We start from the raw sequence: 15,538 nt of genomic DNA, 5'->3' as shown, positions 1-15,538 counted from the left end.
CATCCGCCTCTAGGCAGGGCGAAAGGATCGATAGGGAGTAATGGGTCGATGGCAGGGGGTCTGGTCGCATTGCTGGACGACGTGGCGGCGATCGCCAAGCTGGCGGCGGCATCGCTCGACGATGTCGCGGGGGCCTCCGCGCGCGCCGGTGCCAAGGCGGCGGGCGTCGTCATCGACGATACCGCCGTCACGCCGCGCTATGTCGTCGGTCTGGCGCCACAGCGGGAATTGCCGATCATCGGCAAGATCGCGCTCGGGTCGCTGCGCAACAAGCTGCTGTTCCTGCTGCCCGCCGCCTTGCTGCTCAGCGCCTTCGCGCCATGGGCGATCACCCCGATCCTGATGGCGGGCGGCGCGTTCCTGTGCTTCGAGGCGAGCGAGAAGATCGTCGAAAGCCTGATGGGCGGCCATGCCGAAGCCGAAGAGGCCGCCACCGTCGACGCCAAGACGCTGGAGGATCGCCAGGTCTCGGGTGCGATCCGCACCGACCTGATCCTGTCGGCGGAGATCATGGCGATCGCCCTGTCGGAACTGCCCGACCTGTCGATCGGGACGCAGGCGATCGCGCTGGCTCTGGTCGGGATCGCGATCACGGTCGGCGTCTATGGCCTGGTCGCCGCCATCGTGAAGATGGACGATATCGGCCTTCACCTCGCGCAGCGGCAGAGCCCCGCCGCGCAGACGATCGGTCGCGGACTGGTCAAGGCGATGCCGGTGGTGCTCCGCGTGCTGGCGGTCGTCGGTACCGCCGCGATGGTCTGGGTCGGCGGCGGGATCATCGTGCACGGCATGGAGGAGTTCGGCTTCACCACCCTTCCCCACCTGATCCACGACACGGCGCACCATGTCGGCGAGGCCGTGCCCGTCGCCGGATCGGCTGTGGCCTGGGTCGTCGGCGCGATCGGTTCGGCGATCATCGGCCTGATCGTCGGTGGGGTGATCGTGGGCGTGCTCCACCTGATCCCCCGCAAGGCCGCACACTAAAACCGATCGACGTACGTGTTATTCCTACTTCCCCCTCCCCTCGATGAGGGGCGAAGGGAAAAGAAGGGCATAGGCGAATGTGAATTGGCCCCCGGTCCAGTCAGGCACCGCGCACTCCCTCTGCCTCCATCAGGCCGGGAGCCAGCATCCGTCCGACGACGCAAACCGTTTTACCGACATGATCGACCGGCACGCGCGGCAGTCGCAATTCCAGCTCCCCGCCGCTGTCGCATTGCAGGATGAAGGCGCCGTGGCGGCGGAGCAGACGACCGGTGAAGGTTCGCTCTGACGGGAAGAGGTCGTTATCCATCACCCTCGGCAATCGCCGACTCCCGCGCCCGGTTCCCGCACGATCACGACGCCCGCCCTACCCGGTCGCGACCCTCGCCCTTGGCACGGTAGAGCGCATGGTCGGCGCGGCGGATCATCGTCTCGACATCCTCGCCGTTGCGCCACTGCGCCACGCCCGCGCTGAAGGTGACGGGGATCGCGCGGTCGTCGACGATGATGGGCCGCTCCGCCACGTCCCTGCGTAACCGCTCGACAATGGCCGACGCGGCATCGAGCGAGGCGGCGGGAAAGAGGATCGCGATCTCCTCTCCGCCATAACGCGCGATGCGGTCCGCGCTCCGAACGCCGTGACGCAGGCGGGTGGCGATCTCGATCAGCACCTCGTCCCCCGCGCCATGCCCATATCGGTCGTTGATCCGCTTGAAATGGTCGAGGTCGAGCAGCGCGAAGGCGAAGTCGCCGCCCTCGCGAACCGCACGCTCCCGCTCCGCGTCGATCGCGGTCATCAGGGTTCGCCGGTTGGCCAGCCCGGTCAGCGGATCGGTGCTCGCCAACCGGTCGAGTTGCGCGTTGGCGGCGCGCAGCGCGCCGGTCCGCTCCTCGACCATCGCCTCCAACATGCGGGCCCGGCGTCGGATCACGGCGGTCACGAACCAGATGACCACGCCCAGCGACAGGATCACCAGAAGGGCAAGCCCGGCCCGCGCCGGCCAGGCCTCGTACCATTCGGGCTCCACGATCACACGGATGCGACGGGTCATGGTCCGCGCGTTCAGGCCCGGCACCGACGCCCGCAATTCCAGTTCATAGCGGCCGGCAGGCAGATTGGTGTAGGTCGCGCTGGCGGGGGTGCCGGAGGGCACGCCCATCCATTGCCGGTCGAACCCGTACAGGCGATAGCCGTATCGGATTTCCTCCGGCGCGGCATAATCGGTCAGCGCGAAGCCGATGCGTACCGTCCGCTCGTCCCCGTTCAAACGCAGGGCGAAATCCGACGAAACCGGATCGACCGGCAGCGGACGCCCGTCCACCTCGGCGCCGCCGACGATCAGTTGCGCGGTATCGGCATGGGCCTTCTGCTCCAGCAAAAGGTCGGGCTGGAGCACCAGCAATCCCTCGGGCGATCCGAACAGCAGCGATCCGTCCGCCGTTCGCGCAGCAGCCCGCTGGTTGAAGGCACTCATGGTCAGGCCGTCGCGACGGCTCATCACGCGGACGCGGCGGCCGGTCGGATCGATCAGCGATATCCCACCGGTGCTCGCAGCCCATAGGCGATGGCGGCGATCCATGACGAGCGAGGCGACATTGTCCCCCGCAAGACCCTGTGCCTCGGCGATCGCCCGGAACCGCCAGCCGCCGGGTGCCGCCTGGCCATATCCCACGCCGCCATAGGTTCCGACCCATATGTCCCGACCGGACGGGACGATCGAGCCCGCATAGTCCTGCGGCAGGCTGGTCGGGTTCCCCGCCCGGCTGGCAAAATTGGTGAAGCGTCTGGTCCGCAGGTCGAGCCGACCGATACCGCCCGGCGTCGCGACCAGTGCCGTCCGATCCGGCTGGACGACGATGTTGATCACCTCGTTGTTCGGCAGGCTGTGGGGGTCGGCGATGTCGTGCTGGAAATGCCGAACAGCGCCATCGGCACGACGGCGGACGAACAGGCCTTTATAGGTGCCCACCAAGAGGGCATCCGGCGTCTCGGCCAGCGAGATCACGGGCAGGTCGCCCAACCCCGACACCGTGACCGGGCGTTGCCTCAGGTCCTCGGGATCGATCGCCACGACGCCGCGTGCGCCGACCAGGATCGTCCCGTCATCCGATTCCAGCAGCGCCTTGATATCCTGACCGGCGTGGCGGCCCTCCAGATTGACCCGGCGCACCCGCCCCGCCGTGCGATCGAGCCGGTCGACCGCGCCCTTGCTCAGCCCCAGCCAGATTCGGTCTCGGCGATCGACCATGATCCCGCGAACATTGTCGTCCGACAGCGACATGCGCGGATCGGGCATCGCCGATCCGATGCGCAGAACCCCGCCGCCCGGCCCCGAGGTGCGCGCGGCCCCCAATTCGGTCGCGGCCCAGATTCCGCCCGCTCCGTCCTGCGCCAGCGAGCGAACCGTATCCCCCACCAACGACAGCGGATTGGCCGCCAGATGACGGATCGGCCAGGCCGCAAAGCCGCGCGAGGGGTCGATGAGGACGATCCCCAACCCGTCGGTGCCCACCCATATCCGCCCCCGCGCATCCTGTATCAACGCCCGAATGGTCCGGTGGCCGATCAGAGCCGACGCGCCGTCCAGCCCTGGCAGCGCACGAAACGGCTCCTGCCCGTTCGACAGATAAAGCCCGTCCGCACCTGTCCCGATCCACAGCCGTCCCTCCCGGTCACGCAGGATCGACCAGACGTCGCTGCTGCCGCGATCGCCGCCCAGTTCGACCAGCGTGAAACGACCCGTACCGGGGTGCCGGACCCACAAGCCCTCCTCGCACCCGACCCATAGGGTCCCATCCGAATCGCGAAGGATGGAGAAGGACCCCAGCGGGCGACCGTCCGTCGCGTGGATCGCCTGTTCGGCCATAGGGTCGATAGCGTCGGCACGGCGTACATAATGATGCACGCCACCGTCCGAACTCAGATAGGCACCCCCCTGCCCGTCGGGCGTGAAGCCATAGATACGGGTACCGATCCGTCCCCGCATCGCCTTCAAACGGATGAACCGACCGGTTCGCGGGTCGTAACGCGCCGTACCACCGACATTGGTACCGACGAGTATGCTGCCGTCGGGAAGCGCGAGTAGCGAGCGGACATAATTGTCCGGTAGCGAATAGGAATCGGACAGGCGCTGCTTGAAACGGCGGACCCGCTGGCCGTCATAGCGGACCAGCCCGCCACGCGTGCCGATCCACATGGTGCCGTCCGGCGCGCGCGCGATGGTGGTCGCCGTGATGTGCGGAAGCCCGGTATCGCCGCCCAGCCGCGTGAAGGCGGCCCATTGCCACTTCTCCCACGCATTTACACCGGCCGCGCCCGCCGATGGCAGGAGGGCCAGGAGGAACAGGGCGGCGGCACCGAAAGATCGAACGCGGTTCAAGGGGTTAGTCCAGGTCTTTTTTTGACATATGACAAGTTGAAAGGACGTTAACCCTGTTGCGGCGGTCCGCAATGAATTTAACCTATGGGCCGTGTTCTGGGTCTTGACCTAAGCGCATTGTTCCTGTTTCGTTTCGCGGCGCGCAGGAGGCGAGCAGCAGGACGATATGGGCTCCCCACTGCCATCCCATTCCCCCGACACCGATCCGTCAGCGATCGGGCACGGACGCAAGATCATCCATGTCGACATGGACGCCTTCTATGCCTCGGTCGAACAGCGTGACGATCCGGCGTTGCGGGGCAAGCCCGTGGCGGTGGGCGGATCGCGGGCGCGGGGCGTCGTCGCGGCGGCGAGTTACGAGGCGCGCGCCTTTGGCGTGCGCTCCGCCATGCCATCGGTCACGGCGTTGCGGCGGTGCCCGGAACTGGTGTTCGTGCCGCCCCGGTTCGAGGTCTATCGCGAGGTCTCCGGCCAGATCCGGGCGATCTTCGCGCGCTATACCGAATGGATCGAGCCGCTATCGCTGGACGAGGCCTATCTGGACGTGACCGAGGATCGCGCCGGACTGGGCTCGGCAACGGCGATCGCCAATGCGATCCGCGCCGCGATCCTGGCCGAAACCGGGCTGACCGCATCGGCGGGGGTCAGCTATAACAAGTTCATCGCCAAGCTCGCCTCGGACCAGAACAAGCCGAACGGCATCTGTGTCATCCCGCCATCGCATGGCGAGTCCTTCGTCGCGGGGCTGCCGGTCAAACGCTTCCACGGGGTCGGACCGGTCACGGCGCGCAAGATGGAGGCCCTGGGCATACTGACCGGCCAGGACCTGCGCGACAGGCCCCTGGAGTTCCTGCAACGCCATTTCGGCAGCTATGCCGATTATCTGTTCGGCGCCGCGCGCGGGATCGATCATCGCCCCGTCCGTGCCCATCGCATCGCCAAATCGGTCGGTGCGGAGCGGACGTTCGAGAATGACCTGAGCGACCGCGACGCCCTTCACGCCGCGCTCGACCGGGTGGTTGACGCCGCCTGGACCCGGATCGAGCGGAGCGGCGCCGCGGGGCGGACCGTCACGCTGAAGCTGCGGCATAGCGATTTCCGCACCATCACGCGCGCCCGCTCGACGGGACAACCCATCATGGACCGCGCGCTCTTCGCCGCCATGGGTCGCGAATTGCTCGATCAGCAATTGCCGGTCGCGGGTGGCGTCCGACTTCTCGGGCTGACCCTGTCGGGGCTTCATCATAGGGAAGAGGACGACACGACGCCGCCGATCCAACCCGAACTGCCTCTCTGATCAGGCGGCCAGCCCGGCCTTCTCCCGGTCGCTTCCATCCAGGTCGAGTGTCAGGATCGCCACCGCCCCCGTGCCGCGGCCGGCGCTGCGAAGTTCCAGCGTGCCGCCCATCGCCGCCATCGAATTGGCGCACCAATGAAGGCCGAGGCCGCCTGACTTGTCGGTACGGGTCGAAAATCCGGGCAGGAAAAGCTGCGTCACCATGCCCGGCTCGAACCCCTCGCCGTCATCGATGATCCGTGTCGCGATCCGACCACCGACGGGGGGCAGTATCTCGACCAGGATCGAGCCATACCCCCGCCCGGTCGCCACGATCGCGTCGACCGCGTTGGACAGCAGATTGCCGATCACCTGGCTCAGGATCACCCGATTGGCCAGGACATAGGCGGAATGGGCAGGAAAGGTGAAGCCGATCGACACCGACTGGGCATAGCGGGCGATCGTCGCGTTGCGCGCGATGATGTCGGTGATGTCGCAGCGCTCCCGTCCGGGCCGCTCATGGGCACGGGCCTGTTGCGCGCCGATGATTTCCAGCGTCTGGCGCATCGCGTCGCGCCCCAACTCCAACTGCCCGCGAACGGCGTCCCGCGCCATGGCCTCGGCGTCCAGCGCCGTTCGGAGGAAGGACACCAGCTTCGCCCGCCGCTCCGGCGCGATATCGTCCCGCGCCAGTTCGGCCAGCGCCCTGTCCATCAAGATCCGGTCACCCCGATCCTCCGGCACCAGCCCGACGCTCAGGATGGTGCCGAGCGGGGCCAGCGCGTTGCGGACGTTGTGGAGCACCGCGACCGCGCTTTCGGATCGTCCGAGCGCGAAGCTCTGGATTTCATTCTGTTCGCGCAAATCCTTCAACTGGCTGAGCATCGCGTTGAAGCTGCGGCCGAGGGCACCGAACTCGTCATCGCCACGCCCGCCATCCTCGAAGGGCAGGAGCGCGCCCGATGCCTGGACGCGCCGCATATGCCGCTCCACCCGTCCAAGCGGTGCGAGGACGAGCGATCCCAGCGCCCGTCGCAGCATAAGCAGCATGAAGACCAACAACAGGATCGACCCTGCGACCGCCAACAGCAGCACCCGGCGCCCGAGTAGCACGACCTCGCGCGAAACTCGCAGGGTCGCCGTCGCGATGGGCCGCCCGTCCGCGCTGCGGATCGGTGACGCGATATCGATGACCCCTGCGTGACGTCGGACGATATCGGTCCCGGCCGTCGCCGATTGGTCTATCCGCGCCGCCCGACCGAGCACGTCCGACAGATCTACGGCGGTCAGTCGCCGTGCCATCGCGACATGGCCGATGGTCCGGCCATTCCTGTCCATGACCGCTGCCAGCCCAAGGGCCATCACCTCCCCTCCAACCGGCAGATAGAAGCCCGCTCTCGATCCCGTTCGGGCAAGGTCGATCCGGTTCAGTGCCTCCGCCAGCCTGACCGCCGTGCTATCTTGGCCATTCCATTCCATCCCTGATCCGGCACGCATCGCCCAGTCTTTCGCGGATACCGGACGATAGGCGACCGCATCGACCGCATGGGCGGCGAAGACCGACCGGGCCCAGGCATCGCGGGCCCGATCCGACGCCGCGCTCTGGGCATACTCGCGCGCGATCCCTTCCATCGTCTCGGGAAATTCGGCGAGGACGGTTTGCAAACGGTGGTGATATCCTGCCGTCGCCCGCTCTTCCAATTCGGCAAATCCAGGCGAGATGACGAAGGCGAGCATCGCCGTCAGCGCCACCGCACTGCCGATCCCGGCCAGGGTCAGGACCGACACCATGGTATCGCGGAGCGATCGCGGCCGGACCCTAGCGCCCAGCCATCGCCGCACGCGGTTCATCCGGATCAGCTCAGCGCGCCTTCGACCATGGCCTCGCCACCGGTGCCGGACGAAAAGGTCAGCCACTGTTGGGCCGCCAGCACGCGCGCATCCTCCGCCGGGACTGGGCGGGAGAAGAGAAAGCCCTGCAAATGGCTCGCCCCCGCGACGCGCAGCGCCTGGGCCTGTGCCTCGGTCTCGACTCCTTCGGCGACCACGCCCAATCCCAGTGCGCGGCCCAGATGGATGATCGAATGGACGATCGCCGCCGACTCCCGCTCACGCCCCATGCCGTCGATAAAGCTACGGTCGATCTTCAGACAGTCGAGTGCAAATTTGCGGATATTGTACAGGCTGGAATAGCCGGTCCCGAAATCATCGAGGGCAATGCGAAAGCCCAGGCTGCGCAGTTCGCAAAGGGTCTTGGAGGCGCGCTCGGCATCGTCGAAGATCGCGGTTTCGGTGATCTCGATCTGCACCCGTCCCGGATCGACGCCCGCACGCCGGACGCTGTCCATGATATGGCCGACGAAGTGCGAGCGGCGGAACTGGATCGGACTGAAATTGACCGAGACATATTGCCCCGGCCAGTGGTGCAATTCCGCCAGCGCATGGTCGAGGACCCAGTCGCCCAGATCGTGGATCAGATGGCTTTCCTCGGCGATCGGAATGAAGATCGCGGGACTGACCGCGCCGTGGTCCGGCGTGTTCCAGCGGACCAGCGCTTCGAACCCGACGACGTCCAGCGCGCCGCGTCCGACGATCGGCTGAAATGACAGGCTGAGTTCGTCGCGCGCGATCGCCTGGGTCAGCCCCGCCTCGATCTCACGGCGGATGCGAATGCTCTCGTCCATATGCGTATCGAAGACCCGCACCACACCCCGCCCGGAGCGCTTCGCATCGTTCAACGCCATGTCCGCCTGCCGCACCAGATCGGTCGGATCGCGATCCCCCCGCCCGCTGCTCATCACCAGACCGCAGGACGCGCCGCAGCGCACGGCATGGCCCAGAATGTTGAAGCTGGTCGCACACGCCGCCACGATCCGCTCGCAGGCCGCGATCGCCTCCGCCTCATCCTTCGCATCAAAGAACAGCCCGAATTCGTCGCCGCCCAGCCGGGCGACCATCGTGCCCGACGGCACCGCATGCTGGATCGCGGCGAAGACCTCGCGGATCAGTTCGTCCCCGGCCAGATGCCCGAGCGTGTCGTTGACCATCTTGAACCGGTCGAGATCGAGCATCGCGGTGGCGAAATTGCGCGCCTGCCGCCCGCGCTCGGTCAAGGCCCTCAAAAAGGCGACGCGGTTCGGCGCGTCGGTCAGCGCGTCGTGCATCGCGATATGCATGGCGCGGCTTTCATTGGCTTCCAGTTCGGCGCTCTTTTCCTCCAGCGCCGCGACCTCCGCGGCCAACAGTCCCCGTGCGACCGCCAGTTCCCGGTCGATGTGCCAGCGGCGGGACAAGGCCAGCGCCATCTGAAATATCTCGGCAACTTCGAAAGGCTTGGGGATGTAGAAGATCTTGTCGGCGGGCCCGGCCACCTTGCTGATCTCGACGGGGGAGAAATCGGAATAGCCGGTGACGATCACCAGATGAATGTCGGGATCGAGTGCCCGGATCCGCCGTGCCGTCTCCCGCCCGTCGATGCCCGGCGGCATGCGGATATCGATGAATGCGACCGCGAAGGGGCGATCCTCCGCCATTGCCCGCTCGACCGCCGCGACGGCTTCCAGCCCCTGATGGCAATGAAGCGGCTCGAACGCGACGGCGGCCTCGTCGTTCGCTTGCGCTTCGTCATGATCGGGCGCGCCGAACAGGTCGGTCGCCATCGCGTTCAGCGCGTCGCGGGTTTCCGCCGCAACGCCGCGCCCGCCCGAAAAACAGAAGGCGTAGCTGTCATGAACCGCTGGTTCGTCGTCGACGATCAGAATGCGCATCCGGCTACCATCAGTCCCTCGTTACTCGGCACGGGGATCGATGGTAACCGATCATGCTTAATCTGACGTAAACGGGCAGTTATTCGACCGTTACGCTCTTCGCCAGGTTACGCGGCTGGTCGACATCGGTGCCCTTGGCCACCGCGACATGATAGGCCAGCAACTGGACCGGCACCGCATAGACGATCGGGGCGATCAGGGGATGCACCTTCGGCATGGTGATCGTCGCGATGCAACCCTCGCCCGCCGCCTCGATCCCGTCATAGTCCGAAATGAGCACAACCCGGCCACCGCGCGCCTGAACCTCCTGCATGTTCGACACGGTCTTTTCGAACAGGGGGCCGGAGGGGGCGATGACGATGACCGGCACGGATTCGTCGATCAGGGCGATGGGGCCATGCTTCATCTCGCCGGCGGCATAACCCTCGGCATGGATATAGCTGATCTCCTTCAGCTTCAGCGCACCTTCCAGGGCCAGCGGATAATCGGTTCCGCGTCCCAGATACAGAACGTCACGCGCACCCGCGATGGCACCCGCCATGCCCTCGATCGCCTCGTCATAGGCAAGTGCGCCGTTGATCGCGGCGGGGGCCTCCGCCAGATGGCGGACGATCTGCTTCTCCTCGTCCGCCGACAGCCGCCCCTTGGCCTTGGCGAGATTGGCGGCGAGCGCCGCAAGCACGCTCAACTGGCAGGTGAAGGCCTTGGTCGAGGCGACGCCGATCTCCGGCCCGGCATGGGTGGGGAGCAGCAGGTCGGCCTCGCGCGCCATCGAACTGGTCGGTACATTGACCACCGCGGCGATCGTCTGCCCCTCGGACTTGGCGTGACGCAGCGCGGCCAGCGTGTCGGCGGTTTCGCCTGACTGGCTGATGACGATCATCAACCCACCCGGCTCCATCACCGGCGCGCGGTAGCGGAACTCGGACGCGACATCGAGGTCGACGGGCACCCGCGCGAACTGCTCGAACCAATATTTGGCGACCATGCCCGCATAGAAGCTGGTGCCGCACGCGACGATGGTGACGCGCTTGATGCCCGACAGGTCGAAGTCGGGAATGGGCAAGGCGATCTTGCCCTCCAGCCGATGGAGATACGAGCGCAGCGTCTGGGCGACGACGATCGGCTGCTCGTAGATTTCCTTCTGCATGAAGTGGCGGTGATTGCCCTTGTCGATCAGCGCACCGGTGACACCCGACAGGGTGACGGGCCGCTCGACCGGATTGTTGTCGCGGTCATAGACCTGCGCCCCTTCGCGGGTGCAGACGACCCAGTCGCCTTCGTCCAGATAGGCGATACGCTGGGTCAACGGCGCGAGCGCCAGTGCGTCCGAACCAAGATAGGTCTCGTCGTCGCCATAGCCCACCACGAGCGGCGAACCGAGCCGCGCGCCGATCAGCAGGTCGGGCTGGTCGCGGAACAGGATTGCAAGCGCGAAGGCGCCGTGCAGGAGGGGGAGCACTTCCCGGACCGCAGCGACGGGGTCCAGCCCCTGCTCGACCTTCTCGCTGACCAGATGCGCGACGACCTCGGTATCGGTCTCGCTGGTGAACACCCGACCCCGCCCGATCAGCTCGTCGCGCAGGGCCTTGAAATTCTCGATGATGCCGTTGTGGACGACCGCGACATGATCGGTGGCATGCGGGTGAGCGTTGTTGGTGGTCGGGCCGCCATGCGTCGCCCAGCGGGTATGGGCGATGCCGATCGATCCGGGCAGCGGATGGGCCGCCAGTTCCTTGGCCAGGTTGATCAGCTTACCCGAGGCGCGCCGCCGATCGATCCCGCCATGATCGATCGTCGCGATGCCCGCGCTGTCATAGCCGCGATATTCCAGGCGACGCAGACCATCGAGCAGCCGCTCGGCCACATCCTCACCGCCAAGGATTCCTACGATACCGCACATACGCGCTTACTCCCCAGCCTTTTTCGCGGCCTTCTTGGCCATCATCATCTCTCTGAACCGTTTCGCCCAGCCGGGCTTGCTCCGCCGCTCGGCCCGGACGAGGGCCAGCGCGTCCGCCTCGACATCGCTGGTGACCACCGAACCCGCGCCGACGATCGCGCCCGCCCCGACCTTGACCGGTGCGACGAGCGCGGAGTTGGAGCCGATGAAGGCGCCCTCCCCGATTTCCGTACGGTATTTCAGGAAGCCGTCATAATTGCAGGTGATCGTCCCCGCGCCGATATTGGCACCCGCGCCGACCTCGGCATCGCCCAGATAGGTCAGATGGTTCGCCTTGGCGCCGGGCCCGAGCACCGCCTTCTTCATCTCGACGAAATTGCCGACCCGCGCCCCCTCGCGCACATCCGCGCCGGGGCGCAGGCGGGCATAGGGACCGATATCCGCACCCGTGGCGACGGTCGCCCCCTCCAAATGGCTGAAGGCATGGATCGTCACCCCATCGGCGACCTGGACGCCGGGGCCGAACACGACGTTGGGTTCGACCACCACGTCGCGACCGATGCGGGTGTCGTGCGAGAACCACACCGTCTCCGGCGCGATCAGCGTCGCGCCATCCGCCATGGCACGGGCACGGGCACGGCTTTGCCACTCACCCTCGACCTGTGCGAGTTCGCCACGGCTGTTGACGCCCGCCACCTCGCCCGCATCGGTTTCGATGACCGCCGAGTGACGCCCATCCGCCGCCGCCAGCGCGATGACGTCGGGCAGATAATATTCGCCCGCCGCATTGTCGTTGCCCACCCGGTCGAGCAGACCGAACAGATCCGCGGAATGGACCGCCATCAGCCCGGAATTGCAGAGGGTTATCGCACGCTCTTCGGCGTTCGCATCCTTATACTCCACGATCCGGTCGAGCCGTCCGCTATCGTCGGCCACCACCCGGCCATAAGCGGCGGGATCGGCGGGACGGAAGGCGAGCACGACCGCCGCCGGCCGATCCTCTTCCCGCAGCCGATCGATCATCCGCCGCATCGTCGCGACCTCGACCAGCGGCACGTCGCCATAGAGGATCAGCACATCGCCGTCGAAGCCCGCCAGCGCCTCGCGCGCCTGAGCGACGGCATGAGCCGTACCCAATTGCTCGCCCTGCAGCGCGGTAGCGATACCCAGTGGGGCGACCGCCGCCTCCACCTGTTCGCGCCCCGCGCCGGTCACCACGACCACCCGCTCGGGCGACAACTGCCCCACGCTGTCGATCAGGTGGAGCAGCATCGGCCGCCCGGCGATCGGGTGGAGGACCTTGTGCAGGTCCGACTTCATGCGGGTGCCCTTGCCCGCGGCGAGAATGATGGCAGCGACCGGTCTTGTCATGATGGTTGCGCCTGCCATGCTTTTCCGGCCAAGGCCAGTCACAGAACGGCGACGGACAAGATCATGGACGCGAATTCACCAGACGGTTTCCCCTTTTCCATCGTCGGCTTCGACCTAGACGGCACGCTGCTGGATACCAGCGGCGATCTGGCGGCGGCGGTCAACCATGCGCTGGCCTCGATCGGGCGACCGCTGCTGAGCGTCGAGGCGGTCAAGCCGATGATCGGTGGCGGCGCGCGGGCGATGCTTCGCCACGGACTCGACGCCACGGGGGGATATGATACGGAAACCCTCGACCTGCTGCATCGCCGGTTGCTCGACTATTATGAAGGCCATCTCGCCATTCACACCGCGCCCTTTCCCGGTGCGCTGGCCGCGCTCGACCAATTGGCGGCGCGCGGCGTGACCATGGGGATCATGACCAACAAGCTGGAGCATTTCGCCCGCGCCATCCTCGATGCGCTGGGTCTGACCGATTGGTTCGCGGCGATCATCGGCGGCGATACGCTGGGGGTGGCGAAACCCTCGCCGGTGCCGATCCAGGCGCTGGTCGAGCGATGCGGGGGCGGGACGGCGGCCTTTGTCGGCGATTCGATCTTCGATGTGGAGGCCGCCAAGGCCGCCGGGCTGCCGGTCGTCGCCTGTTCCTTCGGCTTTCTAAGCCAGCCGGTCGGGACGCTGGGGGCCGACGCGATCATCGACGGCTATGGCGATCTCATTCCGACGCTGGCGCGGCTTTCCCCTTCCGCCATTTGATCCACAAATGCCGGGCCAGCAGCGGCAGCGGCATTCGGATGGCATGGGATCGCAGATAGAAGGCCCCCCGCGTCACCGGGTGCCGCCCCCGCCCCCAACCGTCCCGCGCCAGCACCCGGCGACGATAAAGCTGGTCGATCACGGTCGCTCGCCGATAAGCGGGCGGTACCGGCGTGGCATAGATGGCATGGGCCAGTCGCAGGGCGCGGGCAACGGTATCCGAAAGATCATGGCGCGCCGCCTGGCGTTCGACGCCGTCGCATCCACGCTCGCCGATCAAGGCGTGGATATCCCATAGATTGCGAAGCCCGCCGGTCAGATCGCCATCGGCGAACAGATGCGCAGCGGCGTGGACGATCATGTCGGTATGCGACAGCACGGCCAGACCACCACCCAGCGGCTCGGCTCCGGCGATCAGCGCCGCCGCATCCGGCTTCGGCCGCGCGGTTGGCGGCAGGATGGTGTGGTGGACATCGAGCATCCGGTCCCGCTCGCGGTGGATCAACGGGGGAAGCTCGTGCATCCACTCCCGATAATAATAGTCGTCATAGGGGTCGGCCTTCACCCATTCCCACCCGGCTCGCGCCAACAGCGCCTCGGCCTCGGGCAAGGTCGCGCGCGGGATCAGGATGTCGCAGTCGCCGATCGATCGGCCCCGTCCCGCCGCCAGTCCCGCCGCGACGAACGCGGTACCCTTCAACAGAATGATCGGAATCCCCAGCGGCGTCAGCGCCCGCGCCACCCGGTTCGCTTCCCAGAGCGCCGCGCGGCGTGTCTCCTCCGCCTCGGCGCGCGCATTGGCCAGAACCCGCGCTACCGACGCCGGCACTGCCAGTCCGTCGGCACGGGAGGCGAGCGTCCCCAACAGCAGTTCCGCCCGCGCCACGGTCAGCACATCAGTCCATTCGGTTAGGGGCAGAGCCATCGCCCCGGTCGGCTCGCGAAGCAGCTCGACCAGCCGCTCGACCGGCGTCACAGCGCGTCCCACAACGCCTCCACCGCCGCCACACCCGCCGCGCCGTCCGGATAGTCGAGCGCGACGGCGGGCACCTCGGCGCGTAATCGGGTGAGCGCGCGAAACCCCGCCTCGCCCATCGCAACATAGTTCGTCGACGCTTGGGTCAGGCGGACAAAGGCTTCGGCAGGGGGCAGCACCCGGCTGGCGGACGGAAAGCCGAAGCGCGGAAAGACCAGCAGCGCCGGTCGCGCCGGCCGATCCATCGCCGCGATCGCCCGAGCGTCGGGGGCGACATGGCGGATATCGCCCTTGGGCGTGCCGGTGAGCAGAGGGCCGGTGTGGCTGTCCGGCGGGATGGCCGCCAAGCTTTCGTTCTTCAGGCTGATCGGGCGGGGAAAGGGAACGGCCAGCCCCGTCATCGGGTCGATCAGCGCGAATTCGTCGCCCAGGAAGCGCCAACCGCGCCGCGCCAGGAGCAGCGACAGCGTCGACTTGCCAGCCCCCGAAATGCCACTCATCAGCATCGCCCGATCGTCCCGCGCGACCACCGCCGCGTGGAGCAGCAGATGACGGCGATGACCCAGCGCCATCTGAAGGTTCATCCCCAATTCCGCCGCCAACAGCCCCTGCGCCAGCGGAAGCGGCGCCGCTTCGGGCAGGCGGTAATCGCCCGCGATATGGATGGATGGCCGAAACCGGCGACGGATGGGCGAAGTCGCCTCCAGACGAACCGTGTAATCGGCGAAGTCGGCGCGCGGATAATCGCGATAGAGCGCCGTCACCGCGTCGATGGGATCGCGCCAGTCCGACCCGATCCGAAAGCCGACCGGCCCGACCCGCAAGGTGACATGATGCCTCACCGCGCGTCGATCAGCCCCGCCGCTTCCAATTCCTCCAGCCGGGCCTGCAGCATCGCGGCCCCCTCACCCGCCGCGTCACCCAGTTCATAATCCTGCGACAGCCGGGCCAGCAGCGCATCGGCGGTCAGAGTCTCCCCGGCGAGTATCTCTAATATCTGCGGTGCGGGTTCGGTCAGCAGATGCGTCATGCCCGAGGCACGATGGAAAACGGCAGTGAACAGATCGAGCGGCTCGACGATCAGCAATTCCGCCCCCGCCGCGCGGTAGCGCGGGCCGCTCATGG

General features: G+C 67.0%; 12 protein-coding genes. 3 read left to right on the top strand and 9 right to left on the bottom strand.

Features of this window, described 5'->3' with window-relative positions; genetic code table 11:
• Positions 1-48 precede the first annotated feature (48 nt).
• Positions 49-984 carry a DUF808 domain-containing protein gene (locus tag SM191_RS07800; RefSeq protein WP_341505687.1) on the top strand — a complete coding sequence of 312 codons (936 nt, stop codon included), beginning with the start codon at positions 49-51 and terminating at the stop codon, positions 982-984.
• Between the two features lie 100 nt (positions 985-1,084).
• Here SM191_RS07800 and SM191_RS07795 read toward each other — a convergent pair whose 3' ends face one another.
• Together SM191_RS07795 and SM191_RS07790 are read right to left on the bottom strand one after the other, a co-directional pair.
• Positions 1,085-1,294, bottom strand: a complete 210-nt coding sequence (locus SM191_RS07795; protein WP_341505686.1) for a DUF5818 domain-containing protein — start codon at positions 1,292-1,294, stop codon at positions 1,085-1,087.
• Positions 1,295-1,337: 43 nt separating this feature from the next.
• Positions 1,338-4,364 (bottom strand): ligand-binding sensor domain-containing diguanylate cyclase, encoded by a 3,027-nt coding sequence (locus tag SM191_RS07790; protein ID WP_341505685.1) that lies wholly within the window; start codon positions 4,362-4,364, stop codon positions 1,338-1,340.
• Positions 4,365-4,530: 166 nt separating this feature from the next.
• Between SM191_RS07790 and dinB the strand changes: the two genes are divergently transcribed.
• Entirely contained in the window at positions 4,531-5,661 is a 1,131-nt protein-coding gene (gene dinB, locus SM191_RS07785; protein WP_341505684.1) for a DNA polymerase IV, read from the top strand.
• On the opposite strand, the gene SM191_RS07780 is transcribed toward dinB, so the two are convergent.
• The 4 genes from SM191_RS07780 to glmU all read right to left on the bottom strand — a co-directional run bounded on the left by SM191_RS07780 (position 5,662) and on the right by glmU (position 12,684).
• A complete protein-coding gene (locus SM191_RS07780; RefSeq protein WP_341505683.1) occupies positions 5,662-7,482 on the bottom strand; it encodes an ATP-binding protein in 1,821 nt (606 codons plus the stop codon).
• Positions 7,483-7,496: 14 nt separating this feature from the next.
• Positions 7,497-9,407, bottom strand: a complete 1,911-nt coding sequence (locus SM191_RS07775) for a putative bifunctional diguanylate cyclase/phosphodiesterase (RefSeq protein WP_341505682.1) — start codon at positions 9,405-9,407, stop codon at positions 7,497-7,499.
• Between the two features lie 79 nt (positions 9,408-9,486).
• Positions 9,487-11,310, bottom strand: a complete 1,824-nt coding sequence (glmS, locus tag SM191_RS07770) for a glutamine--fructose-6-phosphate transaminase (isomerizing) (RefSeq protein ID WP_341505681.1) — start codon at positions 11,308-11,310, stop codon at positions 9,487-9,489.
• A gap of 6 nt (positions 11,311-11,316) precedes the next feature.
• Positions 11,317-12,684, bottom strand: a complete 1,368-nt coding sequence (glmU, locus tag SM191_RS07765; protein WP_341505746.1) for a bifunctional UDP-N-acetylglucosamine diphosphorylase/glucosamine-1-phosphate N-acetyltransferase GlmU — start codon at positions 12,682-12,684, stop codon at positions 11,317-11,319.
• A gap of 60 nt (positions 12,685-12,744) precedes the next feature.
• Here glmU and SM191_RS07760 point away from each other — a divergent pair, with 60 nt between their 5' ends.
• Complete coding sequence (locus tag SM191_RS07760; RefSeq protein WP_341505680.1) at positions 12,745-13,437, top strand: HAD-IA family hydrolase; 693 nt, start codon at positions 12,745-12,747, stop codon at positions 13,435-13,437.
• Here the strand turns inward: SM191_RS07760 and SM191_RS07755 are convergent.
• Genes SM191_RS07755 through SM191_RS07745 form a run of 3 tightly spaced genes read right to left on the bottom strand, consistent with a single transcriptional unit; the run spans position 13,397 to position 15,536 of the window.
• Entirely contained in the window at positions 13,397-14,413 is a 1,017-nt protein-coding gene (locus SM191_RS07755; RefSeq protein ID WP_445949829.1) for a nucleotidyltransferase domain-containing protein, read from the bottom strand. The genes SM191_RS07760 and SM191_RS07755 overlap by 41 nt on opposite strands.
• Complete coding sequence (locus tag SM191_RS07750; RefSeq protein WP_341505679.1) at positions 14,410-15,255, bottom strand: HprK-related kinase A; 846 nt, start codon at positions 15,253-15,255, stop codon at positions 14,410-14,412. Before SM191_RS07750 ends, SM191_RS07755 begins: the two co-directional genes overlap by 4 nt.
• Entirely contained in the window at positions 15,252-15,536 is a 285-nt protein-coding gene (locus tag SM191_RS07745; protein ID WP_341505678.1) for an HPr-rel-A system PqqD family peptide chaperone, read from the bottom strand. Before SM191_RS07745 ends, SM191_RS07750 begins: the two co-directional genes overlap by 4 nt.
• Positions 15,537-15,538: the final 2 nt, after the last annotated feature.

Source organism: Sphingomonas sp. 2378, assembly GCF_038084995.1.
In the GTDB taxonomy this organism is placed as follows: Bacteria; Pseudomonadota; Alphaproteobacteria; order Sphingomonadales; family Sphingomonadaceae; genus Sphingomonas.
This window is presented reverse-complemented; position numbering and strand designations above follow the sequence as displayed.

Bases quoted from the DNA above. Each gene is read 5' to 3' on its own strand.
- SM191_RS07775 (WP_341505682.1), bottom strand. From the start codon at position 9,407: ATGCGCATTCTGATCGTCGACGACGAACCAGCGGTTCATGACAGCTAC.
- SM191_RS07795 (WP_341505686.1), bottom strand. From the start codon at position 1,294: ATGGATAACGACCTCTTCCCGTCAGAGCGAACCTTCACCGGTCGTCTG.
- glmS (WP_341505681.1), bottom strand. From the start codon at position 11,310: ATGTGCGGTATCGTAGGAATCCTTGGCGGTGAGGATGTGGCCGAGCGG.
- SM191_RS07760 (WP_341505680.1), top strand. From the start codon at position 12,745: ATGGACGCGAATTCACCAGACGGTTTCCCCTTTTCCATCGTCGGCTTC.
- dinB (WP_341505684.1), top strand. From the start codon at position 4,531: ATGGGCTCCCCACTGCCATCCCATTCCCCCGACACCGATCCGTCAGCG.
- SM191_RS07800 (WP_341505687.1), top strand. From the start codon at position 49: ATGGCAGGGGGTCTGGTCGCATTGCTGGACGACGTGGCGGCGATCGCC.
- SM191_RS07745 (WP_341505678.1), bottom strand. From the start codon at position 15,536: ATGAGCGGCCCGCGCTACCGCGCGGCGGGGGCGGAATTGCTGATCGTC.